General features: G+C 73.3%; 24 protein-coding genes and 3 tRNA genes. 12 read left to right on the top strand and 15 right to left on the bottom strand.

The features are described 5' to 3' along the window. Together ACFE60_RS02585 and ACFE60_RS02590 are read left to right on the top strand one after the other, a co-directional pair. On the top strand, window positions 1-195 hold a 195-nt coding region (locus tag ACFE60_RS02585; RefSeq protein WP_375387278.1), incomplete at its 5' end, for a hypothetical protein. Window positions 196-247: 52 nt separating this feature from the next. Further along, window positions 248-1,711, top strand: coding sequence for a hypothetical protein (locus ACFE60_RS02590; protein WP_375387279.1), 1,464 nt, complete (start codon window positions 248-250; stop codon window positions 1,709-1,711). Between the two features lie 28 nt (window positions 1,712-1,739). Here the strand turns inward: ACFE60_RS02590 and ACFE60_RS02595 are convergent, their stop codons facing one another. From ACFE60_RS02595 to ACFE60_RS02610, 4 genes are all read right to left on the bottom strand, one after another. Then, the gene (locus ACFE60_RS02595) at window positions 1,740-2,111 is read right to left on the bottom strand and encodes a VOC family protein (protein ID WP_375387280.1); all 372 of its coding nucleotides are present in this window, start codon (window positions 2,109-2,111) and stop codon (window positions 1,740-1,742) included. A 53-nt stretch (window positions 2,112-2,164) separates the two neighbouring features. Further along, a complete protein-coding gene (gene ettA / locus ACFE60_RS02600) occupies window positions 2,165-3,847 on the bottom strand; it encodes an energy-dependent translational throttle protein EttA (RefSeq protein ID WP_375387281.1) in 1,683 nt (560 codons plus the stop codon). A 113-nt stretch (window positions 3,848-3,960) separates the two neighbouring features. After that, entirely contained in the window at window positions 3,961-5,559 is a 1,599-nt protein-coding gene (locus tag ACFE60_RS02605) for a protease pro-enzyme activation domain-containing protein (protein WP_375387282.1), read from the bottom strand. A 61-nt stretch (window positions 5,560-5,620) separates the two neighbouring features. Then, a complete protein-coding gene (locus ACFE60_RS02610) occupies window positions 5,621-7,096 on the bottom strand; it encodes an MFS transporter (RefSeq protein ID WP_375387283.1) in 1,476 nt (491 codons plus the stop codon). 89 nt (window positions 7,097-7,185) lie between these two features. Here ACFE60_RS02610 and ACFE60_RS02615 point away from each other — a divergent pair, with 89 nt between their 5' ends. Then, window positions 7,186-7,752 carry a TetR family transcriptional regulator gene (locus ACFE60_RS02615; RefSeq protein ID WP_375387284.1) on the top strand — a complete coding sequence of 189 codons (567 nt, stop codon included), beginning with the start codon at window positions 7,186-7,188 and terminating at the stop codon, window positions 7,750-7,752. Window positions 7,753-7,771: 19 nt separating this feature from the next. Here the strand turns inward: ACFE60_RS02615 and ACFE60_RS02620 are convergent, their stop codons facing one another. From ACFE60_RS02620 to ACFE60_RS02645, 6 genes are all read right to left on the bottom strand, one after another. After that, window positions 7,772-8,395, bottom strand: a complete 624-nt coding sequence (locus tag ACFE60_RS02620; RefSeq protein WP_375387285.1) for a hypothetical protein — start codon at window positions 8,393-8,395, stop codon at window positions 7,772-7,774. Window positions 8,396-8,417: 22 nt separating this feature from the next. Continuing rightward, entirely contained in the window at window positions 8,418-10,073 is a 1,656-nt protein-coding gene (locus ACFE60_RS02625; protein ID WP_375387286.1) for a YfjP family GTPase, read from the bottom strand. Next, window positions 10,073-11,944: a dynamin family protein gene (locus tag ACFE60_RS02630; RefSeq protein WP_375387287.1), complete on the bottom strand. Its 1,872-nt coding sequence runs from the start codon at window positions 11,942-11,944 to the stop codon at window positions 10,073-10,075. Before ACFE60_RS02630 ends, ACFE60_RS02625 begins: the two co-directional genes overlap by 1 nt. A gap of 30 nt (window positions 11,945-11,974) precedes the next feature. Continuing rightward, complete coding sequence (locus ACFE60_RS02635; RefSeq protein WP_375387288.1) at window positions 11,975-13,459, bottom strand: PrsW family intramembrane metalloprotease; 1,485 nt, start codon at window positions 13,457-13,459, stop codon at window positions 11,975-11,977. A gap of 46 nt (window positions 13,460-13,505) precedes the next feature. Next, on the bottom strand, window positions 13,506-14,195 hold the full coding sequence (locus tag ACFE60_RS02640) for an alpha/beta fold hydrolase (RefSeq protein WP_375387289.1): 690 nt from the start codon (window positions 14,193-14,195) through the stop codon (window positions 13,506-13,508). A gap of 291 nt (window positions 14,196-14,486) precedes the next feature. Beyond that, window positions 14,487-14,559: transfer RNA gene (locus ACFE60_RS02645), tRNA-Arg, on the bottom strand. Window positions 14,560-14,681: 122 nt separating this feature from the next. Here ACFE60_RS02645 and ACFE60_RS02650 point away from each other — a divergent pair. The 3 genes from ACFE60_RS02650 (at window position 14,682) to ACFE60_RS02660 (ending at window position 16,666) form a co-directional block, all read left to right on the top strand. Next, the gene (locus tag ACFE60_RS02650) at window positions 14,682-15,881 is read left to right on the top strand and encodes an MFS transporter (RefSeq protein WP_375387290.1); all 1,200 of its coding nucleotides are present in this window, start codon (window positions 14,682-14,684) and stop codon (window positions 15,879-15,881) included. Window positions 15,882-15,898: 17 nt separating this feature from the next. Then, the gene (orn, locus tag ACFE60_RS02655; protein WP_375387324.1) at window positions 15,899-16,525 is read left to right on the top strand and encodes an oligoribonuclease; all 627 of its coding nucleotides are present in this window, start codon (window positions 15,899-15,901) and stop codon (window positions 16,523-16,525) included. A gap of 65 nt (window positions 16,526-16,590) precedes the next feature. Continuing rightward, window positions 16,591-16,666, top strand: a tRNA-His gene (locus ACFE60_RS02660). Between the two features lie 94 nt (window positions 16,667-16,760). Here ACFE60_RS02660 and ACFE60_RS02665 read toward each other — a convergent pair. Genes ACFE60_RS02665 through ACFE60_RS02675 form a run of 3 tightly spaced genes read right to left on the bottom strand, consistent with a single transcriptional unit; the run spans window position 16,761 to window position 18,414 of the window. After that, window positions 16,761-17,744: an N-acetylmuramoyl-L-alanine amidase gene (locus ACFE60_RS02665; RefSeq protein WP_375387291.1), complete on the bottom strand. Its 984-nt coding sequence runs from the start codon at window positions 17,742-17,744 to the stop codon at window positions 16,761-16,763. Between the two features lie 8 nt (window positions 17,745-17,752). Continuing rightward, complete coding sequence (locus ACFE60_RS02670) at window positions 17,753-18,049, bottom strand: hypothetical protein (RefSeq protein WP_375387292.1); 297 nt, start codon at window positions 18,047-18,049, stop codon at window positions 17,753-17,755. Next, window positions 18,046-18,414: a hypothetical protein gene (locus ACFE60_RS02675; RefSeq protein ID WP_375387293.1), complete on the bottom strand. Its 369-nt coding sequence runs from the start codon at window positions 18,412-18,414 to the stop codon at window positions 18,046-18,048. The genes ACFE60_RS02670 and ACFE60_RS02675 overlap by 4 nt, the downstream gene beginning before the upstream one ends. A 105-nt stretch (window positions 18,415-18,519) precedes the next feature. On the opposite strand from ACFE60_RS02675, the gene ACFE60_RS02680 reads away from it, so the two are divergent. The 5 genes from ACFE60_RS02680 (at window position 18,520) to ACFE60_RS02700 (ending at window position 23,164) form a co-directional block, all read left to right on the top strand. Continuing rightward, window positions 18,520-19,809 (top strand): MurT ligase domain-containing protein, encoded by a 1,290-nt coding sequence (locus ACFE60_RS02680; RefSeq protein WP_375387294.1) that lies wholly within the window; start codon window positions 18,520-18,522, stop codon window positions 19,807-19,809. Beyond that, complete coding sequence (locus tag ACFE60_RS02685; RefSeq protein ID WP_375387295.1) at window positions 19,809-20,570, top strand: type 1 glutamine amidotransferase; 762 nt, start codon at window positions 19,809-19,811, stop codon at window positions 20,568-20,570. Before ACFE60_RS02680 ends, ACFE60_RS02685 begins: the two co-directional genes overlap by 1 nt. A gap of 23 nt (window positions 20,571-20,593) precedes the next feature. Beyond that, window positions 20,594-21,469: an aldo/keto reductase gene (locus tag ACFE60_RS02690; RefSeq protein WP_375387296.1), complete on the top strand. Its 876-nt coding sequence runs from the start codon at window positions 20,594-20,596 to the stop codon at window positions 21,467-21,469. 2 nt (window positions 21,470-21,471) lie between these two features. Beyond that, window positions 21,472-23,109, top strand: a complete 1,638-nt coding sequence (locus ACFE60_RS02695; RefSeq protein WP_375387297.1) for a phytoene desaturase family protein — start codon at window positions 21,472-21,474, stop codon at window positions 23,107-23,109. Then, window positions 23,092-23,164, top strand: a tRNA-Lys gene (locus tag ACFE60_RS02700). The genes ACFE60_RS02695 and ACFE60_RS02700 overlap by 18 nt, the downstream gene beginning before the upstream one ends. Before the next feature lie 194 nt (window positions 23,165-23,358). On the opposite strand, the gene ACFE60_RS02705 is transcribed toward ACFE60_RS02700, so the two are convergent. Continuing rightward, on the bottom strand, window positions 23,359-23,985 hold the full coding sequence (locus tag ACFE60_RS02705; protein ID WP_375387298.1) for a TetR/AcrR family transcriptional regulator: 627 nt from the start codon (window positions 23,983-23,985) through the stop codon (window positions 23,359-23,361). A 142-nt stretch (window positions 23,986-24,127) separates the two neighbouring features. Further along, entirely contained in the window at window positions 24,128-25,237 is a 1,110-nt protein-coding gene (locus tag ACFE60_RS02710) for an FAD-dependent oxidoreductase (RefSeq protein WP_375387299.1), read from the bottom strand. A 76-nt stretch (window positions 25,238-25,313) separates the two neighbouring features. Here ACFE60_RS02710 and ACFE60_RS02715 point away from each other — a divergent pair, with 76 nt between their 5' ends. Then, window positions 25,314-25,799: a VOC family protein gene (locus ACFE60_RS02715; protein WP_375387300.1), complete on the top strand. Its 486-nt coding sequence runs from the start codon at window positions 25,314-25,316 to the stop codon at window positions 25,797-25,799. Window positions 25,800-26,027 lie beyond the last annotated feature (228 nt).

Consider the following 26,027-nt stretch of genomic DNA (forward strand, 5'->3'; position numbering starts at 1 on the left):
GCCGAGCTGGCCGACCGGCAGGCGCTCAGCCTGGCGCAGCTGCTCGCGCCCGGTTTCGCACCGACGAGGCGGACGGTGCCGCAGCCGGCCGGGGTCACCGTACGGTCGGACCCGCACGACGGCGCCGCGACCGCACCGCCGCCGGACGCCCAGCAGCGCCCGACCCTGAGCCAGGAGTCGGTCGACGTCCCCTGAGCCGACCACCGTCTCGACGCAGCCGGAGGTCCTCGATGTCGCGCCGCGGTCGGTGGACCGTCGGCTGCTGCTCGTCCTCGCGGTCGGTGTCCTGGCGGTCGCGCTGGTCCTCGGCGGACTGACCCTGGTCGACCGGGTCCGCGGGGGTGCGTCGTCCCCGACGGTGCTCGCCGACGAGATCACGACGGCCCTGGACTCTTCGGACCTCGGCGCCGTGGTGCGCCTCGTCGAGCCGGGCGAGCGGGCGGCGCTGCGACGGGTGACCGAGGCCTGGTCGCACCGGCTCGCGAACCTCGACCTCCCGGACGCGGTCGGCGGTGGTAGGTCCGAGGGCCGGCCGTTGGACGGCCTCGACCTGACGTTCACGCAGGCGACGCCGCGGGTGGAGTCGCAGTCCGGCGACGTCGCCGTCGTCGGCCTCCCGAACCTCACGCTCCGGATTCGCAGCACGCCCGCCGCCGCGCACGGTTTGCTGCGCGCCCTGTTCACCTACGGACGGATCACCGAGCCGCAGGACGAGACCTACCCGGCTACCGCGCTCCCCTACGACCTCCCGCCGCGGTTCGTGGCGGTCGAACGTTCCGGGCGCTGGTACCTCAGCCTGTTCGCAACGCTGCTGGGCCCGGGCGTGGCGCAGAGCAGCACGCCGGACGTCCGCGCGTTGGAGCCGACCTGGTCACCGACGCCCCAGGCAGCCGTCGAGACCACCATCCGGGCGCTGGTCGGGGCGTTCGACCACGGCGATGTGGGCGCGTTCGCGCGGACCCTCGACGCGTCCAGCTCCGACGCCGTCCAGCTCTGGGCCTCGCAGGTCTCGCTCGGCGCCGCCAGCCGGCCCGGAGCGGTCGAGACCATCCGCACCAGCGCGGTGTCCGCCGATGCATCACGGGTCGCCGTCCGGGTGGACACCCTGCACGTGAGTGGGGGCTCGACCCTGGACTTCGCGGACGGCTGCGCCACGGTTCGACAGGTCCGGGCCTGCCTCCACCGCTCGGGCTACCGCTACGCCGACGGCATCCCCGAGCTGAGCAGCTTTGCACTCCTCGGGCACGACGGAGGGTTCTGGCTGACGGCCGTCCAGGGCGGGGGAGGGTGGCGCACCAGCCTGCCGGACAGCCTGGCCGACGCCCTCGTCGCGTACGCGGACCGCTTCACGCGCGAGCAGGCCCTGGCGGTGCTCCACCGACCCACCCTCGACGACGTGAGCGGGGAGCTGCGGGCCGATGTTCCGGTGGACGTGACGTTCACGAGTGCGGGCTACGCGCTGCGGACCCTCCACGTGGCGCAGACCGGTCTCTACCGGGTCGTGCCGAGCCCCGCCGGCCTCAACCGCGCGGCGGTCTACGACGCCGACGGCCAGCCCGCGATCCAGCCGTTCTACCCGAACGACTCGGTCTACCAGCTCGAACCCGGCGACCACCGGGTACTCGTCTGGGCCGATGACGCGTTCTCCGCGACCCTGGACCGCACCGACGCGCCGTACATGCAACGGGTGGAGATCCGCACGGTCCGCTGAGTCGCGTGCCTTCTGCCGTGGTTCCTCGTCAGGCGGGCGGGTGGCCCACGACGTTCACCACGGTCCCGCCCGGCAGGCGGACGAAGAACCGCCGCGGGCCCCACGACTCGGTGGTGATCGGGTAGACGATGTCGAGCCCGCGGGCCTGGGCATCGGCGTACGCGGCATCGACGTCACCTACGTCGATGCTCACGTCGACCTCGCGCAGCTTCTCGGCGGCGTCGGCGGAGACGGACGGGTCGCCGACGATCAGCTGGGTCGTCGGGACGTCCGGCGAGACCAGCATCATGAACCCGGGCTCGTCGACGGCCGGCTCGAAGCCGAGGAAGTCGACGAAGAACGCCCGGGTCTGCTCTGGGTCCTCACGGCGCAGGACCGGCATGGCGCGTCGCAGCGGCATGGACGAGACGCTACGCCCGCGGCTCGGCCGGTCCCTGGCGCCGGTGGTCCCGACTAAGCCCGGGTCAGGCGGCGGTGGGTCGCCCGGTGCGGGCGGGCGGCCTCGGCACCCAGGCGGCTGACCTTGTTGGCCTCGTAGTCGGCGAAGTTGCCCTCGTACCAGAACCACTTGGCCTGCTCCTCGTCATCGCCCTCCCACGCGAGGATGTGCGTCGCGACCCGGTCCAGGAACCACCGGTCGTGGGAGATCACGACGGCGCAGCCCGGGAACTCCAGGAGCGCGTCCTCCAACGACTGCAAGGTCTCGACGTCGAGGTCGTTGGTGGGCTCGTCGAGGAGCAGCAGGTTGCCGCCCATCTTGAGCGTGAGGGCGAGGTTCAGGCGGTTGCGCTCCCCACCGGACAGCACACCCGCCGGCTTCTGCTGGTCCGGGCCCTTGAACCCGAACGACGCCACGTACGCCCGCGACGGCATCTCGAAGTTCGCGACCTTGATGTGGTCGAGCCCGTCGGAGACGAGCTCCCAGACGTTCTTGCGGGGGTCGAGGCCCGAACGACCCTGGTCGACGTAGCTGATCTTGACCGTGTCGCCGAGCCGGAGCGCGCCCGCGTCGGGCTGCTCCTCACCGATGATCATCCGGAACAGGGTCGACTTGCCGACGCCGTTCGGCCCGATGACCCCGACGATGCCGGCACGCGGCAGGTCGAAGCTCAGTCCGTCGAAGAGCAACCGGTCGCCGAACCCCTTGACCACCCCGGTCCCGTCGAGGACGTTGCTGCCCAGGCGCGGGCCCGGCGGGATGTTGATCTCCTCGAAGTCGAGCTTGCGGTTGCGGTCCGCCTCGGCGGCCATCTCCTCGTAGCGGGTGAGGCGGGCCTTGTTCTTGGCCTGGCGGGCCTTCGGGTTCGCCCGGGCCCAGTCGAGCTCGCGCTCGAGGATCTTGGCCCGCTTGGCGTCCCGCTTGCCCTCGACCTGCAGCCGGGCGCGCTTGCTGTCGAGGTAGGTGGAGTAGTTGCCCTCGTACGGGTGGGTCTTGCCGCGGTCGATCTCGAGGATCCACTCGGCCACGTTGTCCAGGAAGTACCGGTCGTGGGTGACGGCCAGGACGGCGCCCGCGTACGACTTGAGGTGGCCCTCCAGCCAGTGCACCGACTCGGCGTCCAGGTGGTTGGTGGGCTCGTCGAGCAGCAGCAGGTCGGGCTGCTGCAGCAGCAGCTTGCAGAGCGCGACCCGGCGGCGCTCACCACCGGACAGCACGTCGACCATGGCGTCCGGCGGCGGGCAGCGCAGCGCGTCCATCGCCTGCTCGAGCTGGGAGTCGATGTCCCACGCGTTGCGGTTGTCCAGCTCGGTCTGCACGTCGCCCATCTCGGCCATCAGGGCGTCGAAGTCGGCGTCCGGCTCGCCCATGGCGGCCCCGAGCTCGTCCATCCGGCGCTGCAGGGTCTTGATGTCGGCGACGGCCTCCTCCACGTTCTCGAGGACCGTCTTGCCCTCGGTCAGCGGCGGCTCCTGCAAGAGAATGCCGACCGACGCGTCCTTGGCCAGCATCGTGTCGCCGTTGTTGGGCTTCTCCAGCCCAGCCATCAGCTTGAGCAGCGTCGACTTGCCGGTGCCGTTCGGTCCGACGACGCCGATCTTGGCGCCCGGGTAGAAGGACAGGGTGATGTTGTCGAGGACGACCTTGTCACCGAGGGCCTTGCGGACGTTGTGCATCGAGTAGATGAACTCAGGCATGAGCAGGCGAACCTTTGGCTTGGTGGGGTGGAGCGGCGTGCGAGCGGTCCGGACCGAGAGCGGTGGCCCCGCAGCCGCCCAGTATGCCAGCGTCGGGCACCGGCTCCCCTCGCTCAGGCGCGCAGCGCGGCCAGCAGCGCGGCTCCGTCGGGGCGGCCGAGGCCGGTGCAGGCGTCCCAGCCCGCCGCCGCGGGATAGCCGGGCGCCCCACTGACGGTGTTGCTGCCGCTGGTGATGTCGACGACGGGCCCGGCCGACGGCGAGGCGGAGGCGAGCGCGTACAGCGCGGCGTTCAGCTGGCCCACCGGGCTGCCCAGCGCGGAGTTGACGAGGGCGACGAGACCGGCCCACAGCGGGGCGACCGCGCTGGTGCCGCCGATCACGACGGACCGCCCGTCCACCACCACCTCGTAGCCGCTGGCCGGGTCGGCGTCGCCAGAGACGTCGGGGACGCCCCGGCCCTGACGTCCGCCCGGGTTGACCGAGACCGGAACCCCGGCCGTGGCCTGGTAGTCCGGCACCGGGAAGAGGTCGCTCACGCCACCCCCGGACGCGCCGCCCTGACCGTCGTTCCAGACCTGCTCGCTCACGATCTGGTCGCCCGAGACCTCGATCCGGGTGCCGCCGCAGGCGAGGACGTGCGGGCTGGAGGCCGGGAAGTCGGCGTGGGCCAAGCCGTCGGTGACCCGGTCGGCCGCCCCGTTGTCGCCGGAGGCGGCGCAGACGGTCACGCCCAGCCGGGCCGCGTCGGCGAACGCGTCGTCCATGGCCGTGGCCGCCTGGGCCGTCCACTCCGACTCCGCGGCACCCCAGCTGATCGAGAGCACCGACGGCTGGTGGGTGCTGTCGTGCAGCGCGGTGGTGATCGCGTCCAGGAAGCCCGCGTCGGTGTTGGGCGCGAAGTAGACCGCGATGGTCGCGCCGGGCGCGACCGCACCGGCGACCTCGATGTCGAGCAGCACCTCACCGTCGGCGCCGTTCGCGTCACCCGTCGGGGTGTTCGCGCTCCCGTCCACCCCGACGGCGACCACCGTCGGTACGGGGAGACCGAGGCCGGAGAAGTAGGTCTGCAGGTCGCTGTCGGCGTAGCCGCCGCCGAGCTCGATGATGCCCACGCACTGACCGCTGCCGTCGACGTCGGTCGGGAAGTCGTAGAGCGAGGCCAGCTGCCGCGCGGTGACCGACGTCCCCGCCGCCTGGGCGGCGGGCCGTACCCGGTGCCGGGTGGCGGCCTGAGGCCGGTCGTCCAGCCCGAGGACGGCCTGCACCCGCTCGACCAGCTCGGCGGGCAGGTGGACCGCTCCGACCCGTCCGCGGAAGGTGCCGGCCACTCCCTCGTAGCGGTGCAGCTCGACGCCGAACGCCTGCTGCAGCTCGGTCGCCGAGCCGGCCAGCCGTACGGTCCGGCGGGGACCGTCGGACCCGACCACCGTCAGGCCCTGCCGGGCCGCGAACGCGGCGACCGCCTGCAGGTCGGACTCGTCCGCCCCGGTGGCGGCGGCCAACTCGTCCCGGCTGAGGTAGGAGCGGCCGCGGACCTCCGCGGAGGTGAACCGCTGCTGCGCGGCGGGCTCGGCCGTCCCGCGGCGCGGTCGCAGCACGACCGTCACCTCCAGCCGCTCGTCGGCCGGCAGGGCCTCGAGCCGTCGGGCGTCCGCCGGAGCCTTGCGGTGGCTACCGGGCAGCGGCACCCGGTTCGTCTCGTTCGTCATGCTCGTCACGCTAGGGGACGGCTCTGACAACAGGCAGGAGCGTCAGTCCCCTTACCCGCGCTCAGTGCATCGCCACCGGTTCGTCGCTGACGGTGAACGACCGGCGGTCGACCCCGATCATGGTCCAGGCGATCGGGGCGGCCGCGGCCAGCCCGATGGCCCCGGCGAGGAAGACCCAGGAGTAGCCCTCGACCAGGGCCACCGGGCCGACGGATCCGTCAGCGGTCGCGGATGCGAGGACCGCGGCGTAGATGGCGGTGAAGACGGCGGTTCCGACGGAGCCGCCGATCTGCTGGGTGGCGGTGACGGCTGCACTGGCCACGCCGGAGTCGCGGGGCTCGATGCCGGCCAGGGCGACGTTCTGGAGCGGGACGAAGACCAGGGCCAGACCGACGCCCAGCAGCAGCTGACCCGGCAGCACCTCGGTGGCGTAGGAGCCGCCGACGCTGATCCGGCTCAGCCAGAGCAGGCCCGCTGCGGCCACCAGCGGGCCGACGGTCATCAGGACCCGCGGCCCCACGGTGCCCAGCAGCCGGGAGACGACCGGCGCGGTGACCACGATCGCTGCCGTCATCGGCAGCGACGCGAGCCCGGCCTGGAGCGGGGTCATCCCGAGCACGATCTGGAAGTGGAAGGTGAGGTAGAGCAGGGCCCCGAGCAGCGCGGCGCCGACCAGCACCGAGACCAGGTAGGCGCCACCACGGACCCGGTCGGCCAGCACGCGCAACGGCAGCAACGGGTGGGCCGAGCGCGCCTCGACCCGGACGAAGGCCGCCAGCAGCACCACGCCCAGAGCGAGGAAGGTGATGGTGTCCCAGCTGGCCCAGCCGGACTCCGCACGGGAGAAGCCGTAGACCAGGGACGCCAGCCCGCCGGTGACCAGCACCGCGCCCGGGACGTCGTAGCGGGTGTCGCCGTCCGCCCTGCTCTCCCGCAGCAGCACGATGGCGGCCACGATGGCCACGGCCGCGATCGGCACGTTGACCAGCAGGCACCAGTGCCAGCTCAGGTACTCCGTCAGCACCCCGCCGAGGACCAGGCCGACCGCGGCCCCGCCGCCGCCGATGGTGCCGTAGACCGCGAAGGCGCGGACCCGGTCGCGACCGCTCGGGAACGTCATGGAGAGGACGGCGAGCGCAGCGGGGGCCAGCAGCGCGGCGAACGCGCCCTGGAAGCCGCGCGCCAGCAGCAGCAGGGTGCCCGAGGTGGCGACCCCGCCGACGGCCGAGGCGAGCGCGAAGCCGGCCATGCCGATGATGAACGAGCGCTTGCGGCCGGCGTAGTCGGCGATCCGGCCGCCCAGCAGCAGCAGGGCGCCGAAGGCGAGGGCGTACACGGTCACGACCGAGCCGCGCTGGCCGTCGGTCATCCCGAGGTCGGCCTGGGCGGCGGGCAGGGCGATGTTGACGATGGTCGCGTCCAGCACGACCGTCAGCTGCGCCAGCGCCACCACGGCAAGCACCAGCCACCGCGATCCACCCCTGCCTCGGTCGAGGCCGGCGGGGGCCGGGGCGATGGGACGGGTGGCGACAGACATGGTTCTCCTCGATCGGTTTGCGTGAGTAACCGTACGAGTTGGTTCGGTCGAAGTCAAACGAACTAGTTCGACCGGTGTACGGTGGCCTCATGTCCGCCGCCACCGCCGTCGACGTCCGCAGCCGGGTGCTGCTGGCGGCGCGCGCGGAGTTCGCCGAACGCGGCCTCGCCGGCGCCAGGATCGACCGGATCGCGCACGAGGCCAGGGCGAGCAAGGAGCGGATGTACGCCTACTTCTGTGACAAGACCACCCTGTTCCAGGCGGTGCTCGACCTCGGGGCCGCCGACTTCCACGAGTCGGTCGATCTCGACCCGGCCGACGTGCCGGCCTTCGTCGCCGCGGCCTTCGACCATGCGCTGGCCCACCCCGAGCACCTGCGGATGCTCACCTGGGCGCGGCTGGAGGGGATGACCTACCGCCTGCCGGAGGGTCAGGCCGCGCCCGACGCCAAGATCGAGGCCCTCCGGGAGGCGCAGCGGATCGGCGCCGTCGATATCGCCTGGGTCCCGGAGGACCTGTTGGAGCTGCTGTTCTCGGTCGCGCACGCCTGGGTGCAGACCCCGATCCCGCCCGAGCAGCTGACCACCGGCACCGAGGACCACCGCCGAGCCGCCGTCGAGGCCGCACGACGGCTGGTCGCGCCCGCGAACGCCTGAGGATCAGCGAGGTGGTCGGCTAGGACCAGAACGGAGGGCGGTCGCGACGTCGCGGCTGCCCGTTCCACTCCGTCAGCGGAGCCGACTGCCACCACCACTCCGGGTCGTGGGGCAATCCCTCCACCCGGGTGCGTCCGGTGACGGCGAGCAGGAGCCGTCCGGGGTCGCCCAGAGTGGTGTCCACCCACGGGAACACGCGGTTGAGGGCACGGAGGGAGACGTCGGACGGCAGGTCGAGCTCGACACCGACGAGGTGCGCGGCGTCGCTCCCGTGCACCAGCAGCTCGGTCACCGCCATGCCCGACCAGCCGGCCGCATCGGCGAGGCCGCTGGGGTGCCAGGCGACGTCGCTCCCGAGATCGCGGAGCTGCCCCGCCAGCACGTGGGCGGCGGTCCGGGCGTTGTCGAGCTGTGCCGACGGCGGCGCCCGGCGGCCGTCCCGCAACACGGGCAGCCGGCCGTGGGCTCGACGGGCCACCTGACCGGCGTAGAAGAGCAGGGCGTCCACGATGTGCTCGACCGTGCGCGCGGCGGTCCACCCGGTCGGGCCGTCGTTGTACGCCCACACCGGGTCGTCGTCCCGGATCGTCCCCAGGGGCCCGATCGCGTCGGCCGCGCTGACGACATCCTCCGCCGCCCCCATCGCACCCCCCGTAGCTCGTCGCCTAGCCCCGGGCCTGCCGCAGGGCCGTCAGCGCGTCCTCGTAGCGCTGGCGCTCGACGGTCAACGGCTCCAGCACCAGGCGTTCGGTGACGGCGGCGATGGAGCGGCGGAGCGCCGACCGGGCCTGCCGGGCCCGCCGCCGGGCACCCACCGCCACCCCGATCCGGGACAGGGCGGCCACGAGCAGGCCGGCCACCACCCCGCCCAGCGTCAGCACCGTCGGCGCGGGCAGCCGCCACCAGAGCACGTCGGGCAGCGGCGGCAGCCGCAGGTAGGCCAGCACGAACGCCGAGCCCAGCCAGAGCAGTCCGGCCACCACGGCGGCGACCAGCACCCACTGCACCACCTGCACCCACCTCCACCAGCGACGGTGCCCGGCCAGGTCGAGGTCCGTGCCGGCGACGGCACGGTCCAACGCGTCGGGTAGCGAGGACTCCCCCGAGCGGACGGCCCGCCTCGTCGCGTCGGCCCAGCCGCGGCTCATACCGCTGGTCGCGGCGTCGGCGAGGCTGCGCAGCGCGCTGTCGACCCGGGCCCGTTGGACGCCGGTGGTGGCCGGCAGGGAGGTGCGGCCGAGCGTTGACGGGTCGATCTCGCGCCGCCGGCCGCCGACGCCCAGCCGGTCCAGGTGCAGTCGCCGCAGCGGGTCGGGCTTGAAGCGGGCCAGCCAGGCCAGCACCGGCCAGCCCGTGGCCAGGCCGCCGCGCAGCCGCCACGCCTTGTCGACGGCCTCGACCACCACGGGGACGGCCGCCGCCTGGGCGAACGAGGAGTTCAGCGCCTCCACCGCCGACTGCGGCAGCCCGGCCACGCCTCCCGTCCCGGACGCGGTCGAGAGCCGGTCGGCCGCGGCGGAGACGTCGGCGGCCAGCCGGGTGGCCGCCGCCTTCTTGTCCGCGACCCGCCGGGCCAGCCGGCTGCGCAGCTCGGGCAGTCCCGCTCCCGTCCGGGCGGAGACGCCCAGCACCTCCACGGCGCCCAGGCCCTCGGCGGCCAACAGCCGCCGCAGGTCGCGCAGGCACTGGTCCCGCTGCTCCGGGGTCAGGGTGTCGACCTGGTTCAGGACGACCATCATCACCGCCGCGTGCGAGGCCAGCGGCTTGAGGTAGCGATCGTGCAGGGCCGCGTCGGCGTACTTCTGGGGGTCCACCAGCCAGACCAGCATGTCGACCAGCTGCACCAGCCGGTCGACCTCCAGCCGGTGGGCGATCTGGGTCGAGTCGTGGTCGGGCAGGTCGAGCAGCACCAGGCCACTCAGCCCGGCGGCCGCAACCCCATCCACGGCCAGCCCGTGCCGGCGGGGGACGGCCAACCAGTCCAGCAGCTCCTCACCGGCATCGTCACCGAAGCTGGCCGCCAGCGGGCTCGAGGTGGTCGGCCGTCGGACGCCCACCGTCGCCAGGTCGGTGCCGGTCAGGGCGTTGAACGTGCTCGACTTCCCCGAGCCGGTGGCGCCGGCCAGGGCCACCACGGTCGCGGCTCCCGACACGGCCAGCCGACGGTCGGTCTGCGCGACGACCCGCTTCGCCTCGGCCACCGCCTCCTCGGCCGCCCGACCCTCGCACAGCTCCGCCGCCTCGCCAAGCGCGCGGACGCGGACGCTGAGCTGCTCCGTCTCGTCGCGTCGGCGTAGCAGGGCCAGGCCCTTGCCCGCCATCAGCGCAGCTCCTGCCGCGGGGCGGGCGGCTCCACCAGCTCGGCCTCCCAGACCTCGCCCCCGTCCTGGGTCCCGAACGGGAGCTGAGAGACCCGCGGCGCCTCGAGGGCCGGCCGTGCCGGGGCCGCCGCCAGGGCCGGCTCGGACTCGGGCGCGGCGGCGGGCAGGCCGCCTGCCCGCGCCGCCACCAGGGCTGCCGTGGCGCTCTGTAGCCGGTCGGCCGCGGCCGGGTCGAGCGCCAGCGCGTCCAGGACGGCGTGGTAGCGCAGCAGCTCGGCCGACATCAGGGCCTCGACCCGGAGGTCGAGCTCGGCCTTGGCGATGTCGGCCAGCCGGCGGACGGCCTGATCGCCGAAGACGGCCTCCAGCACCCGCTGGGCCAGCACAGCCGTCCCGCCGGCCACGCCCACCTCGGCGCCGACCAGCCCGCCGGTGTGGGCGAACGCGACGATCATCAGCGCGACCCCGAGGCCGTTGACGCCGAAGGCCAGGAAGCGGGCGCGGGACCGCTTGGTCATCCCCTCGTCGGCCACCAGGTCCAGGACGGCGCCCTGCCAGTCCCGGATCGCCCGGTCGACGGCCCGGTCGAAATCCACCGACGAGCGGGACAGGTCCTCCCGGGTCCGCTCCAGCACGGCCCGGCCGGCCGCGTTCGCCTGCCAGGACGCCTCGACTCGTTCGGCGGCGGCGTCACCCTCGGCCTCGACCAGGGACTCGAGGCCGGACTCGACGGCGACCTTCAGGTTGTCGGCCTCGGGCGGCTGGCCCTTGATCGCGGCGGTGACCCGGTCGCGCAGCCAGCTGACCTTCTGCTCCAGCGCCCGGAAGAACTCACCGGTGCCCACGAACTCGTGCCAGCGGGTCAACACCTCCCCGCGCAGCAGGGTGCCGTCGGCGGTCTGGACCTGCACCGTACGGACGGCCTCGGCGTAGCTGTGGTCGGCCTCGGCCCGCAGCCGCTCGACCGCCTCCAGCTGGTCCCCCAGCGCGGCGGCCACCCGCGGCGTCCGGGTGGTGAGGGCGGCGATCGCGCCGTCGAGGGTGCGGTGGACGACCGCGGTCCGGCTGGTCTTGTCGGCGGCCAGCGCGGCCAGCCAGCCGCGGATCGGCTGTACGGCCGACACGGGCAGCAGCCCGTCAGCGTCCACGGCGGTCTCGGGGACGGCGAACAGCGGCGATCCGGCCAGGCCCCGCTCGCTCATCATCTGACCCAGGTGGGGCGGCACGTCGGCCATCGCCCGCGGCGGCACCCGGTCCAGGACCACCGCGACGGCCGCGCTGCGCTGAGCGGCCGAGTGCAGGAAGTCCCACGGCACCTGGTCGGCGTAGCGGGCGGCCGAGGTGACGAAAAGCCACAGGTCGGCCGCCGCGAGCAGCTGGGCCGCCAGGGTCCGGTTCTCGCTCACCACCGAGTCGATGTCGGGAGCGTCCAGCAGCGCCAGACCGGGCGGGATGCTGTCGTCGGTGACCAGCTGCAGCGACTGCGTGTCGTTGCGGGCACCGGTCGAACGCGCGAGTCCCGGCAGGATGCGGTCGTCGGCGAACCAGTGCGCGTCGCTGCTGTGGTGGACCAGGACGGGCGCCCGGGTGGTGGGGCGGATCACGCCCGGCGCGGTGACCCGGCGACCGACGAGGGAGTTGACCAGCGTGGACTTCCCCGCGCCGGTGGAGCCGCCGACGACGGCGAGCAGCGGCGCGTCGATTCCGGCCAGCCGGGGCAGCACGTAGTCGTCGAGCTGGCGGGTGATGTCGGTGACCGTACGCGCCGAGTCGGCCGCCTCGGGCAGGGGCAGCGGGAAGGTGACCGGCGTGACCGCGGACCGCAGCTCGACGAGAGCCAGCTCGAGCGGGGTGCGTTCACTGCCGGGCATCGGCGCTCCTTCGCGGCTACGCCGCTGTTCTCATTCTCCGGGCGGCTTCCAGGTCGGGTCGACCTCCGAGTACTGGGTAGCAGTCTGCCCCAGCGGGTTCACCGCGGTCGGCGGGACTCCCGTGGGAGGGACGTACGGGGCCGCCGCGCGCGGAGCGGGGTAGTTGCCGCCCAGGCCAGCGGGGCCGGGATAGCTGGCCGGCGAGTAGGCCTGCGCGCCCACCGGGCGACGGCGCAGCTGCGGGTAGGCGGCTCGACCGGTGGGCTGGGTGATCGCCGCCCCGCGGAGCGTCCGGATCCGGGCCAGGAGCAGCTTTTCCCGCGACAGGCCGGTCTGGTCGACCAGGCCGCGCACCATGGCGTCGCGCAGGTAGGCCAGCTCGGTCACGGCCCGCTGCATCCGTACGGTGGCCAGCAGCACCGCCGGGCCGAGGAAGAGGGCGTGCCAGACGGCCCTGGTCCGGGTGCGCAACCGCGACAGCGCGACCGGGTCGTCGGCGGGCAGCCAGCCGACGCGGACGTAGTCGGTCAACCGCTCGCGGATCAGCCGACCCTCGCGGAAGAGCTGGCGGACGATGAACAGCACCAGGCCGATCACCACCGGCAGCGCCACCCCGAGGTAGATGTAGAGCAGCTGGCGGCCCGACACCAGCGAGGCCGTGGTGTTGAAGGCCATGTGCAGGAAGGCGGCGGCGCAGTAGCCGGCCAGCGGCGCGACGACGCGGACGATCTTGCTCCGCGACCTCATCGCCACAGCGAGCCCGATGCCGGTCATCGAGGTGAAGAGCGGGTGGCCGAAGAAGGTGAGCAGCCCGCGCAGCTGGAACGTCTGCTGCAGCGCCTCCAGCGGAGCCACCTGGCCGAAGGTCCGCGCGGCGTACCGGTAGGCGCGGCCGTAGTAGAGAATGTTCTCGACGAAGGCGAATGCCGCCCCCGACAGCCCCGCCAGCACGATCCCGCTGAGCCGGCTGACCCACTGGTAGCGCATCAGGATGGCCAGCCAGAACAGGATCGTGGCCTTGGCCGCCTCCTCCACGAACGGGGCGACGTAGATGGCGGCGCGGGCGCTGGTGGCCGGGTCACCGTCCCCGATGACGCTGAGGTGGGACGCGGCCCAGGTGTTGATCTGGGCGGCGACGAAGGTGGCGACGCAGGCGCCCCAGCCGAACGTCATCAGCCAGACCCAGAACCGCTGCGGCCGGAAGCGGTCCGCCCACAGGAAGAGCAGGGATAGCGGGACGGCCGTGATGGCGGCGTACTTGGCCGCGATCGGGACCGCCTCGGTCCCCAGGCCCGGGACGATGCCGCCCGGCACCTCCTGGTCGGGCACGACCTGGCGGTAGAGCAGTGCCAGACAGGCGACGTAGCCGAGGAGCACCACCACGGTGACCCAGAACAGGCGCGTCCTGAGCAGGCGCTTGGGCAGCGGCTCGTTCGGGTCCGGCTCGGCCGGCAGCCCGTTGCGGCTGAGGGCGCGCCGCTGCTGCTTGGGTACGGCGGAGGCGGCCACGGACATGCGGCCCAGGGTACCTGCGGCCTCTGACGCCCCGAGCGGTTCGGGGCTACTTGGCGAAGCGGGTCAGGAACGGCTCGACGACGGTCAGCACCTCGCCGGGCCGGTCCTCGTGCATCCCGTGCGGCAGGTCGAGCGACGCGAACGTGCCGTGCGGGAGCCGACCGGCCAGGTCGCGCAGTCGGGACTGTGGCAGGTAGCTCTGCTCGCCGCCCAGCACGAGGGTGTCCACGGTGATCCGATCGGCGTGGTCCCACCAGCCCGGGTGGTCGACGTTGCGCCAGCGGTGGACCGCGATCACGGCCCGCCAGTCGTGGTCGGCGGTCGGGTCCGGCTGGCGAGGGATCGGGCGGTGCGGCTCGGCGGCGTCCGGTGGCGGCATCTCCTCCAGCACCAGCCGACGGACCAGGTCGGGCTGGGTCGCGGCAAGCAGGTAGGCGGTGAGGGCACCCATCGAGTGCCCGTACGGGATGGCGGCCAGGATGCCGAGCTGGCCCATCAGGCCCACCACGTCGTCCCGCATCGCCTCGAAGGAGTAGTCGGCCATCCAGCTGCTCTCACCGTGCCCGCGGGCGTCCGGCGCGATGCAGCGGAAGTGCCGACCGAGCACGGGGCCGAGGTGGCGCCAGCCGGCGCTCGAGCTGCCGAGTCCGTGCAGCAGCAGGACCACGGCGCCGTCGGGCCGGCCCCACTCCCGGTAGCTCAGGGTGGGCCCGCCCGGGAGCGTTACGGTCGCCATGGGTGGCAGGCTATCGGCCCCGGATCCTCTGGGCGCACGAGGCGCTCGTCGGACCCAGCCCGACGGCCTTTCGACGACGTTGCGCCGCTTCGCCATCGTTGCGCCCTCTACGGACGGCGCAACGGTCGAGAAGAGGCGCAACGCCGTTCCGGTGAGCGCACCCCCGGTAGGAATCGAACCTACGACCGACAGATGAGAAGCTGGTCGGTCGCCTGCGCCCCCGGTAGGAATCGAACCTACGACCGACAGATGAGAAGCTGGTCGGTCGCCGCTCGAGTTTGAGATCACCTGCGCCCCCGGTAGGAATCGAACCTACGACCGACAGATTAGAAGGCTGCTGCTCTATCCTCTGAGCTACGGGGGCTTGGGACGCGCGGTCCGCCGTCCGGCATCCTAGCCGCCGAGCCCGTCGCGGGGGCCCGTAGATTCGGGCCCATGATCGGACCCGACCGACCAACCGACGGCGGTCGACTGCAGGGTCAGCAGGTGAGCTGGCGCTCCATCGCCGTCCCGGCGTACGGCCCCACCGTCCTCGTCTCGATCGGCCAGGGCGCCATCGTGCCCCTGGTCGCTCTGTCGGCCCGCAGCCTCGGGGCCAGCGTCACGGTGGCGGCACTGGTCGTCGCCCTCACCGGGATCGGCCAGCTGATCGGGGACCTCCCGGCCGGCGCGCTGGCGGCGCGGATCGGCGAGCAGCGGGCACTGGTCGCCGCCTGCCTGCTGGACGCGGTGGCCCTGCTCGGTGCCTTCCTCGCCCACAGCCTGCTCCTGCTCGCGGCCGCGGTGCTGGTCACCGGACTGGCCGGCGCCGTGTTCAGCCTGGCCCGGCAGGCCTACCTGACCGAGGTGGTGCCGATCCGGATGCGTGCGCGCGCGCTGTCCACGCTGGGCGGCACCTTCCGGATCGGGCTCTTTCTCGGCCCGTTCGCGGGCGCGGCCATCGTCACCACCTGGACGATCGGGGCCGCGTACGGCTTTGCCGCACTGATGAGCCTCTCCGCCGCGGCGCTGACCGCCTTCCTGCCCGACGTCACCCGTCAGGCCCGGGCTGACACCGTCTCAGCCGGCCAGAGCCCCAGGACGGTCCGCAGCGTGCTGGCCGAGCACCGCCGGGTGCTGCTCACCCTCGGACTCGGCGTCCTCGTGATCTCCGCCGCCCGGGCGACGCGGCAGTCGATCATCCCGCTCTGGGCCGAGGCCCAGGGCCTGGACGCGGCGACGACCAGCATCATCTACGGCGTCTCCGCCGGGGTCGACATGCTGCTCTTCTACCCCGGTGGCGCGATCATGGACCGGTTCGGCCGGGTCTACGTCGCCGTCCCCTCGATGATCGTCCTGGGGCTCGGGTTCCTGCTGCTGCCGCTCACCTCCGGCGCGGTCGGCATCGGCCTCGTCGCCTGCCTGATGGGACTGGGCAACGGCATCAGCGCCGGCATCGTGATGACCCTCGGCGCGGACGCGTCGCCGTCGGTCGGCCGGACCCAGTTCCTCGGCGGCTGGCGGCTCGCCGCCGACCTGGGCAACGCGTCCGGGCCGCTGCTGGTCAGCGGCGTCAGCCTGTTCGCCCCGCTCGCCGTCGCCGCCGTCGCGATCGGCCTGCTGAGCTGGGCCGGCTCGGGCTGGCTGGTCCGCTGGGTTCCGGTGTACGCCGCCGGCCCGCGCGGACGGACCCGGACCGTAAGGTGAGGGGCGTGCGCGACGTGATGGTGTGGGCCGACTGCGAGATGACCGGGCTCGACCTGGTCAACGACGCGCTGATCGAGGTGGCCGCCCTGGTCACCGACGGTCAGCTCAACGTCCTCGGCGACGGGATCGACCTGGTCATCAAACCCACCGACGCGGCGCTGGAGCAGATGGGCGACTTCGTGCGCCAGATGCACTCCTCCTCCGGCCTGCTCGCCGAGCTCGAGTCGGGCCTGGCCATGGCCGAGGCCGAAGAGCAGATCCTCGACTACCTCCGGGCGTTCGTGCCCGAACCGCGCAAGGCACCCCTGGCCGGCAACACCATCGGCACCGACCGGGCCTTCCTCGCCCGGGACATGCCGGCCCTCGAGAGCCACGTGCACTACCGCAACGTCGACGTGTCGAGCGTCAAGGAGCTGGCCCGCCGCTGGTTCCCCCGGGCCTACTACTCCGCCCCGGCGAAGTCGGGCAACCACCGCGCGCTCGCGGACGTCCGGGAGTCGATCGAGGAGCTCCGCTACTACCGGGACGCGGTCTTCGTGCCGCTGCCCGGGCCCGACTCGGCCACGGCCAAGGAGATCGCCGGCCGTCACGCCGGCGCCCTCACCGGCGCAGGTGCGGCCCCGGCGGCCCCGACCGGCAACTGATTTCGGCTCGGCCGGGCCGGACCGTTACACTCGACGCTGCCCCTGCGCCCGCCGCAGGAGCGATGGTGGGTGTAGCTCAGTTGGTAGAGCACCTGGTTGTGGTCCAGGTGGCCGCGGGTTCAAGTCCCGTCACTCACCCCATCGCCCGAGTCATCCCTGCCGGTGGATGGACGGGTCCACGACCCTCCGGCGCCCCGGCAGCAGCCGCTCGGCCGCGCTCGGCAGGTCGACGCCGCTACCGGGTGCCCTCCAGGCAGCCGGCCACCAGGCCGATTCCCCGGCTGGGCTGAGCCACCCGGCCGGTCGAGCGCGGGACGGCGGCTTCGACGCCCAGCACGAGACCCTTGGCGTAGCCGCGCTGGTCCGCCATCGTCATGGTCCGGCTGGTGACGCCGCCGGTCAGCGCGCCCATCTCGTTGTAGACCCAGGGCACGCTCGACAGCAGCTGCACGAGGGCGAGGTTGCCCGGTTCCAGCGGCGCCCGGCCGGTGTAGATGTTCTCGCGGACGCTCACGGGACGGCCCTGGGCCTGGCTCCTGGCCTTCGCGATCGCCGCGGCGGCCCGTTCACTCCGCCTAGCGACGCCGGCCCGGTCGAAGACCGTACGGTTCGCGCCACTCCCCCGGTACATCGCGTGGTAGCGCCCGGCGTGCTTCACCCCGCGCTGGGAGTAGGTGGCCTCGAAGTCCGCGGTCTGGCTGTGGTCGTCGTGCACGCTGATCGCGAGCACGGCGTTCTCGGCGGCCGCCATCCGCGCCCGGGCCGCCAGGCCGACCGAGTCGCGGGCTTGCTTCTTGGTGAGCACGACCCGGTAGCCGTCGCGGCGCAGCGCCTGCGCAGCGCACCTGCTGATGGCGAAGACCTCGTCGATCTCGGGATAGTTCGGGTAGTCGATGTCCCGGAGGCCCGTGGCCCGGTCGGTGCTGGTGATCGAGCGGCCGCTGTGGCCGGGGTCGATCAGGATGACGGGCTTGGGCGGGGGCGCGGGGGGCGAGCTGGGAGTCGTCGCGGGGGTCGGGCTCGGGCTGCGGGCGGGGGTCGGCGGAGACGTCGGCGTGAGGGTGGGCGTCGGTGGGGACGAGAGCGCGGGCGTGACGCTGGCGGAGACCTGCGGGGACGGCGACACCAGCGGGGGTGCCGGTTCCGCCGTGCAGCCCGTGAGGACCGCGCCCACCAGCCCGATCACGAGCAGGGTGCGCCGCGGTGCCCGGAACCCCACGACCATCCTCAGCGGCGGCGGCCGACGGCGAGGATGGCGACCAGGGCCGCGATGAAGATGACGCCCAGGACGGTGCCCTCGACCCCGTGGCCGCTGGCGATCAGGTAGACGCAGGCGGCGAGGAAGGCCAGCGTGACCACCACGCCGTAGTTCAGTCCGCGCGCGTTCAGCTCGGCGTCGCGCCGGTCCAGCAGGTCGATCCGGTCGAGCTCCTTCTCGATCACGGCCCGGGTCTGCTCGTCGGCCCCCGCGTAGACCTGCAGCGGGTCGGAGTAGCGCTCGGTTCCTGCGGGACGCTCGGTCATCGGCGGTCCTCCGGTCGGGTGGACGGTGGCGGCTCGGTCAGCCCGGCCTGCAGCAGGGCCTCACCGATCCGGCGGGGAGCAGCGTACGGGTCCACGGCGTCGACGCGCCGGTACGCCCGCTCGAGCCGCTGCTGGACCCCGGCCCGCCGGGCGGACGAGCGGGGCGAGACGTGGAGGTAGCTGAAGCCCCGGGCGAGAGATTCCGAGGGCCCGTCCGGGGGGCGAGGCCCCGTCCCGCCGGGCGCGGTGCCGGCCGTGCCCAGACGGTTCCGACCCGCCCAGACCAGGGTGACGACGTAGAAGAGGAGCGCAAGGACGATCACCACCGCCGCGAGCACAGCCACGACCGTCGACACACCGTCCACCGGGCACCCTCCTGCCCTCACCCTAGGCTTCCGGCGGCGACGCGACACCCGACCCGCCGCGACGGACCGCCCGTGCCCCCGGCAGGTGCGGCGACAATGGCTCCCATGCCCGCGCCGTCTGCTCCCCCACCCCTCGCCGGCCGCGTCCGGCTGAGAGGGGCCATCTGGGCCGGTCGGCTGGCCGCCGTCGCCTCCCGCGTGGCCGGTCGCGGGTCCGGCGCCTCGATCCGCGGCCAGGTGATGATGCGCCTCGACCCGGAGGCCCTGGCCAAGCTGCTGCGCGGCCGCCGGGTCGCGATGGTGTCGGGCACCAACGGCAAGACCACCACCACCCACTTCCTGGCGGGAGCTGTCCGCGCCTCGCTGGGCGACCAGAGCCGACGGCTGGTGCACAACGCGGACGGCGCGAACCTGCACCACGGGATCGCGTCCGCGCTCAGTGGCCAGCCCGACGCCGACATCGCCGTGCTGGAGACCGACGAGCGGGTCGTCGCCGACCTGGTCCGGCTGGGCCGGCCCGAGGTGCTGGTGCTGCTGAACTTCAGCCGGGACCAGCTGGACCGCCACCACGAGATCAAGGGCCTGGGCCGTAGCTGGCGCACCGCGCTTGCCGCCGCGGGCGAGGACGGGCCCGTCGTGGTCGCCAACGCCGACGAGCCGCTGATCGTCTGGGCGGCCGAGACCGCCCGCCGGGTGGTCTGGGTGGACACGGCCAGCACCTGGACCCAGGACGCGTCGCTGTGCCCGAACTGCGGCTCCGGCCTGGTCCGCGAGCAGCCCGGGAGCACCGGCGAGGGCGGCGGGCACTGGCACTGCTCGGGCTGCCGGCTGGCCCAGCCAGCCGCGGACTACCGGGTCGCCGACGGCCGGATCCTGGACCGCGCCGGTCAGGCCTGGGACCCGCAGCTCCGAGTACCGGGGGCCTTCAACGTCGGCAACGCAGCCTGCGCGCTGGCCGCGGCGGAGCTGCTGGGCGTGGACACGGCCACCGCGCTCGAGGGGATGCGGACGGTCACCGCGCCGGCCGGCCGGTTCGCCACCATGCAGGTGGGCGGGACGACGGCGCGGCTGCTGCTGGCCAAGAACCCGGCGGGCTGGGCCGAGGCGCTGCCGCTGGCCCAGACCGACACGGTCGTGCTGGCCATCGACTCCGCCGCCGCGGACGGACGGGACGTCTCCTGGCTGTGGGACGTCGAGTACGAGCAGCTGGCGGGGCGGACGGTGGTGGCCACCGGGCCGCGAGCCCAGGACCTGGCCGTCCGGCTGGCCTACGCCGAGGTCGAGTGCCGCTGCGTCCCGGACCTCGCCCAGGCGCTGGCCGGCCACCCGGCACCGGTCGACGTGATCGCGACCTACACACCGTTCCAACGGCTGCGCAAGCTGGGAGGGGTCTGATGAGCACCGTCGAGCTGAAGCAGGGGGTGGACCAGGGCCGGGGCCGACGCGTCGAAGTGGTGCTGGTCTACCAGTCGCTGCTCGGCATCTACGGTGACCGCGGGAACGCGACCGTACTGGCCAGGCGGCTGGCCTGGCGGGGCTTCGACGCCGTGCTCAGCACGGTCGAGCCGGGCGAGCCGCTGCCCGAGTCCGGGGACGTCTACCTGCTGGGGGGCGGTGAGGACGCGGCCCAGATCTCGGCGGTCAACGCGCTGCGCGCCGACGGCGGGCTGCACCGGGCGGTCGAGCGGGGCGCGGCGGTGCTCGCGGTCTGCGCCGGCTACCAGATCGTCGGCCGCTCGTTCACCGTGGCGGACGGGCCGGAAGACGCGGTGATCGACGGCCTGGGCCTGCTCGACGTGACGACCACCCGAGGTCCGGTGCGAGCCGTCGGGGAGATCCTCAGCCGCTGGGAGGGCCGGGACGGCGACGACCGGTGGCTGACGGGCTTCGAGAACCACGGCGGTTACACCGTCCTCGGCCCCGGCGCGAGCCCGCTGGCCCGGGTCGAGGTGGGCGTCGGCAACTGCGGCGACGGGACCGAGGGCGCCGTCGCGGGGACCGTCGTCGGCACCTACCCCCACGGACCGGTGCTGGCCCGCAACCCGGCGCTGGCCGACCACGTGCTGTCGCTGGCTCTCGGTGAGCCGATGGTGCCGCTGGACCGGCCCGAGGTGACCGAGCTGCGCCGCCAGCGACTGGCCGCGGTTCGGCGCTGAATGCCCCGGGTAGCGTCAGCGACGTGAAAACCAGACAACTCGGCCCCTACACCGTCTCCGCCATCGGACTCGGCGCCATGCCCGTCTCGATGAACAACGACAACACCTACCCCGACGAGGACGCGGCCATCGCGACCGTCCACGCCGCGCTCGATGCCGGCGTGACCTTCATCGACACCGCCGACATCTACTCCCCCAGCTGGGACACGATGGGTCACAACGAGCTCATCGTCGGCAAGGCCGTGAAGTCCTGGAGCGGCGACACCTCCGGCATCGTGATCGGCACCAAGGGCGGCATCACCCGCAGTGAGGGCGAGCAGTGGGGCCGCGACGGAACGCTTGCGTACCTGCGCTCAGCGGTGCAGAAGTCGCTGACCAACCTCGGCGTCGACGCTCTCGACCTCTACCAGTGGCACCGGCCCGACCGGTGGCTCGTCTACGGCGACGTGATCGCCAGCTTCAAGACCCTGCAGGACGAGGGCCTGATCAAGGCCATCGGCATCTCCAACGCCAACGTCGAGGAGATCGAGGTGGCGGTGCAGGTGCTCGGCGAGGGCGGTCTGGTGAGCGTCCAGAACGAGTTCTCGCCCCGCTTCCGCTCCAGCCAGGACGAGCTCGACTACTGCGGCGAGCACGGCATCGCGTTCCTGCCGTGGAGCCCGCTGGGCGGTACCGGCGGAGGCGCCAAGGCCGTGGCCGAGAAGTACCCGGCCTTCGCCCAGGTCGCCGCCGACCACGGGGTCAGCCCCCAGCAGGTCGTGCTGGCCTGGGAGCTCTCGCTCGGTGACCACGTCATCTGCATTCCCGGCGCCCGGCGACCAGAGTCGATCACCGACTCCGCTCTCGCCGCCGACCTGGAGCTGACCGAGGACGAGCTCGCCGCCTGCAACGCCTCCTGACCATGATCAACAGCCGCGTCGACGATGATCATGGTGTCCTGCACCATGATCATCCCGACGCGGTGATCATCGGCGGCGGCCACAACGCCCTGGTGGCCGCCGCCTACCTGGCCCGGGCCGGGCGCCGCGTCGTGCTGCTCGAGGCGCGGGACACCGTCGGTGGCGCGGTGGCCAGCGGCCGGCCGTTCCGTGGCGTGGATGCGAACCTGTCACGGTTCTCCTACCTGGTCTCGGTGCTCCCCCGGCAGCTGGTCGACGAGCTCGGTCTGGAGCTCGAGCTGGCCTCGCGCCGGATCGCCTCCTACTCCCCTCTCGGGGACGGCGGGCTGCTGGTGGAGCGGGTTCCCGGGCCTGCGACAGAAGCGTCGTTCACGGCGGTCGCACCGGCCGACCGTGCCGGCTGGCAGCGGCTGGAGGAACGACTCACTGCGCTGGCCGAGGTCGTGGCGCCCACGCTGATGCAGCCGCTCCCCCGCGAGGAGGACCTGCGCGACGGCGTCGAGCCGGACCTGTGGCGGAGCCTGGTGGAGCGGCCCGTCGGCGAGCTGCTCGAGGCGAGCCTCATCGACGACACCCTCCGTGGCGTGGTCCTCACCGACGCACTGATCGGCACCTTCGCCCGCGCGCACGAGCCGAGCCTGCGGCAGAACCGCTGCTTCCTCTACCACGTGGTGGGCAACGGGACCGGCGAGTGGCGGGTACCGGTCGGCGGCATGGGCCGGGTCGCCGCCGAGCTGGAACGGGTGGCCCGGGCGGCGGGCGCCGAGCTGCGTACGGGTGCTGCGGTGGTCCGGCTGCAGCCCGACCCGTCGGGTGGCGGAACCGTGACGCTGGCCGACGGCAGCAGGGTGACTGCTCCCTCGGTCCTCGTGGGCTGCGCACCGGCCACCCTCGCGGCCCTCCTCGGCGAGCCGGCGGTGCGGCCCGAAGGCAGCCAGACCAAGGTCAACCTGGTGCTGCGCCGGCTGCCGCGGCTACGGTCGGGACTCGACCCCGAGACCGCCTTCGCGGGCACCCTGCACCTGGCCCAGGGTTACACCCGGCTCGAGCAGGCCCACGCCGAGGCCGAGGCCGGCCGGATCCCCGACCCGCTGCCCGTGGAGGCCTACTGCCACAGCCTGACCGACCCGACGATCCTCGGGCCAGAGCTCCGTGCCGGCGGGGCGCACACCTTGACGCTCTTCGCCCTGCACACCCCGGCCCGGCTGTTCGCCGACGACCCGGACGGCCGGCGCGCCGAGGTCGGCGCGGCAGCGCTCCGCTCCCTGCAGGCCGTGCTGGCCGAGCCGCTCGAGGACTGTCTGGAGGTCGACGCCGACGGACGGCCGTGCGTGGAGGTGGTGACCCCGCTCGACCTCGAGGACGAGCTCGGCCTGCCCGGCGGTCACATCTTCCACGGCGACCTCAGCTGGCCCTGGCTGCCCGCCGGCGCGACCCCGGCCAGCGCCGCTGAGCGCTGGGGCGTCGCCACCGCGTACCCGGGCGTCCTGCTCTGCGGCTCCGGCGCCGTCCGCGGCGGGGCGGTCAGCGGCCTCGGCGGTCACGACGCCGCCATGGCCGTCCTCGAGCCGGGAGAAGTCGATTTCACCCCGCCGCAGCCGTTTGCTAATGTTGCTCCTCGCGCGCCGCTAGCTCAATAGGCAGAGCAGCTGACTCTTAATCAGCGGGTTGGGGGTTCGATTCCCTCGCGGCGCACAGACTCCCTAGCCAAACGGTTTCGGCTCGGTTCCACCCGATTCTCGGGGGCCCCAAGGACTGGTGCAGGGGCCAGGGCATCAGAACCGATGGCCCGGTAGTCAGCTCAAGTCGGTGTCGGTGTCGGTGTCGCGGTGGGACTCGGCCGACCCGACCTTGGACCGGGCCGGCTGATCTCAGCAGCCTCCGGTCCCTCACGCCACGTCGAAAGCGCACATGCGGGCGGCGAGTCGACCCAGGCGTTGCTTGAAGCCGGCGTCGGTCTCGGGTTCGGGGGTGAGGAAGGCCGGCCCGTACATGGTGCGGAGGATGCATTCCGCGTAGAGCGTGCGGGCCACCTCACCCGCCTGGTCGGGCGGGAGGGGTAGCGCAGCCGCTACGAGCCCCAGCAGTCGCTGGGACTCGGTCCCGCCGCGCCGCAGCAGGTCCGGGTCCGCGGCGGCCAGCGCGATCACCGGGCGCAGGAAGCGGTGATGCCGGCGGAACACCTCGGCCAGGCCGGCGGCGGCGTCAGCCGCCCGGGCCTCCGGCGGCGCCCCGAACGCGGGCCGTGCCTCGAAGACGGCTTGCTCGGTCGCCCGGACGGCGGTCATCCCTCGCTCGTAGACGGCGGCGAACAGCCCGGCTCGACCGTCCACCCGCGCGTACAGGCTGGGCGGGGACACTCGGGCCCGGCGGCAGACCTCGGTGATGGTGACCGCCTCGGCGCCCCCGTCCTCGAGGAGCTGGAGCCCGACCTCGAGCACCCGCTCCCAGCCCTGGCGACTGCGTTCCTGCTGAGGGACTCGGACCGTGGGGGCAAGGTGCGGGGGCAAGGTCACCCCTGCATCTTCTCTCAGCGGCATCCTCCTCAGTGCGGCGCCGAGGCCGGCTCGCGAACGCCCGTCCCCATCTCGGCGAGCTGGGCCACGATCTCGGCCGGACTGCGCTCGCCGACCTGCTTTTGCAGCAACGGCGTTCGGTTCAGGATGAGATCGCGGACGGGGCGGAGCGGGGCCGGAGCGTGGTGGAAGACCTTGCCGAGGATGTAGGCCTGCTGGACCTGGGCGGTCGTGTGCGGGATGCGGGTTTCTCGTACGCGAGGAGCGCGGCTGCTACGGCCCCGCTGTCGGTCAGGTCGACCCCGGCGAGCGCCTGGCCGATGAAGTAGCCGTCGCCGATCGACATCCCCGCACCGTAGGCCGCATACGGCGACGTCGCGTGCGCGGCGTCACCGGCAAGGGTGATGCGACCCTTCGACCACTTCTTCAGCGGCACCCGGTCCCGGATGGGCCAGCGCTGCAGGTTTCCCGCCGGGGTGGCGGCCACCAGCTGACGAAGGGCGTCGCCGAAGGGGGCCGCCGCCGCGGTCGCGTGCGCGTGCAGGTCAGCCGGCGCCGGTCGGGACGGCTCCCACGCCTCCAGCACCCACCACTGGTAGCCGTCGCGGCCCTCACTGCGGATCGAGGTGTAGGCACCCTGGGTGGTCGCGCTGTGCGCGACGACGCACTCCCCCGGCTCCGCCGCCGGTGGCAGCTCGAAGGTGTAGCCGCCGATGATCGCCAGCTTGTGTTCGCGTTTGGGCGTGTCACCCCACAGGTGCGTGCGCACCATGGAGCCGATGCCGTCGGCGCCGACCAGCACGGGCGTCCGTACCGTCGTCCCGTCCCGGAGCGTGAGCTCGACCAGCGGGCCGCGGTCGGCGATGCCGCTCACCTCCTGTCCGGTGCGCAACATGCCCTCGGGCAGGGCCGCGAGCATCCGCCGGTACAGGTCGGGGCGGAGCATGCCGATGAAGCCGCCGCCGAACTCCTCGACGACCTCGGAGGGGATCTGGACATCGGCCCGGACGCGACCCGTGCTGCTGCGGAACGTGGAGTGGCAGGGTGCCCCAAGGTCGCTCACGTCGACCCCCATCAGCGCCAGTGCCTTGATGGGCGGCGGCCACAGGTTCAAGATGTTGCCCGCCGGGCGGGCCTCGGTGTACCGCTCGAGGAGCACCACCGGCTGGCCTGCCGCGTGGAGGGCGAGGGCACTCGCCATGCCGGCGGGCCCGGCCCCCAGGACGACGATCGGTTCCTGCTGAGCTGCCATCAACCACTCCTTCGTGAGCTCGATGCGAGGACGCTAACCGCTCACCGCAGAAATGTAAAGGCCTTATAGTTGTGCCGTGACTACTCCGCCGGCCCACGAGATCACCTGGGTCGCGCACCGGGTCGACGTCGAAGACCTGGACGATGCGCGGCGGCTGGGCGAGGTCCTGGGGCTCGAGGTGCTCGCGAGCACCGAGTACCACGTGATGCTGCAGACACGCCGTGGGGACGTCATCGAGTACTGCGCGCCGGGCTACGACGCTCCCCCCTACCTCTTCGCCGACCAGGACGTCGTGCTGGGCTTCCGCGTAGCCGACCTCGACGCCGTCGTTCGCGACCTCGCGGCCAGCGGCTGGAGCCTGCTGGGCTCGGGGGGTGGGGCGGGGCCGGTGCGCTACCAGCACTTTCGAGGGCCCGCCGGGCGGGTCTACGGCCTGATCGAGGTCAGCGGCTCCGCCCCACCACCCTCCGCTGCGAACGTCGGGCAGCTCGCGGCCGGACCCGGTCTGGACGAGCACGCAGCGACGCCAGCCTCTGGGCAGCGAGCGCCACAGGAGCGGTGACGAGGGCCGCTGATGCTGCGCGACAGGAAGACCGGGTCAGAGCCCGCGGGCGAGCGCGAGCAGCAAGGCCCGCTTGAACCGGCCGCCTTGGCACGATTGGGTCAGCGCGTCGGCGGCTGCAGGTCACCGCCCGTCGGGAAGGGCGATCGACTCAGCTTGACCACAGCTCCGCCGCCCCGAAGCCGAAGACCCGGGCCAGGCTCCCTTGAACCGCCCCGGGTCTCGGTG

It is taken from the genome of uncultured Amnibacterium sp., from assembly GCF_964245895.1.
GTDB lineage: Bacteria > Actinomycetota > Actinomycetes > Actinomycetales > Microbacteriaceae > Amnibacterium.

Coding starts and splice junctions, on each gene's coding strand:
- ACFE60_RS02595 (WP_375387280.1), bottom strand. CDS start 2,111: ATGCCGCTGCGACGCGCCATGCCGGTCCTGCGCCGTGAGGACCCAGAG.
- ettA (WP_375387281.1), bottom strand. CDS start 3,847: ATGCCTGAGTTCATCTACTCGATGCACAACGTCCGCAAGGCCCTCGGT.
- ACFE60_RS02605 (WP_375387282.1), bottom strand. CDS start 5,559: ATGACGAACGAGACGAACCGGGTGCCGCTGCCCGGTAGCCACCGCAAG.
- ACFE60_RS02610 (WP_375387283.1), bottom strand. CDS start 7,096: ATGTCTGTCGCCACCCGTCCCATCGCCCCGGCCCCCGCCGGCCTCGAC.
- ACFE60_RS02615 (WP_375387284.1), top strand. CDS start 7,186: ATGTCCGCCGCCACCGCCGTCGACGTCCGCAGCCGGGTGCTGCTGGCG.
- ACFE60_RS02620 (WP_375387285.1), bottom strand. CDS start 8,395: ATGGGGGCGGCGGAGGATGTCGTCAGCGCGGCCGACGCGATCGGGCCC.
- ACFE60_RS02625 (WP_375387286.1), bottom strand. CDS start 10,073: ATGGCGGGCAAGGGCCTGGCCCTGCTACGCCGACGCGACGAGACGGAG.
- ACFE60_RS02630 (WP_375387287.1), bottom strand. CDS start 11,944: ATGCCCGGCAGTGAACGCACCCCGCTCGAGCTGGCTCTCGTCGAGCTG.
- ACFE60_RS02635 (WP_375387288.1), bottom strand. CDS start 13,459: ATGTCCGTGGCCGCCTCCGCCGTACCCAAGCAGCAGCGGCGCGCCCTC.
- ACFE60_RS02640 (WP_375387289.1), bottom strand. CDS start 14,195: ATGGCGACCGTAACGCTCCCGGGCGGGCCCACCCTGAGCTACCGGGAG.
- orn (WP_375387324.1), top strand. CDS start 15,899: ATGGTGTGGGCCGACTGCGAGATGACCGGGCTCGACCTGGTCAACGAC.
- ACFE60_RS02670 (WP_375387292.1), bottom strand. CDS start 18,049: ATGACCGAGCGTCCCGCAGGAACCGAGCGCTACTCCGACCCGCTGCAG.
- ACFE60_RS02680 (WP_375387294.1), top strand. CDS start 18,520: ATGCCCGCGCCGTCTGCTCCCCCACCCCTCGCCGGCCGCGTCCGGCTG.
- ACFE60_RS02685 (WP_375387295.1), top strand. CDS start 19,809: ATGAGCACCGTCGAGCTGAAGCAGGGGGTGGACCAGGGCCGGGGCCGA.
- ACFE60_RS02695 (WP_375387297.1), top strand. CDS start 21,472: ATGATCAACAGCCGCGTCGACGATGATCATGGTGTCCTGCACCATGAT.
- ACFE60_RS02710 (WP_375387299.1), bottom strand. CDS start 25,237: ATGGCAGCTCAGCAGGAACCGATCGTCGTCCTGGGGGCCGGGCCCGCC.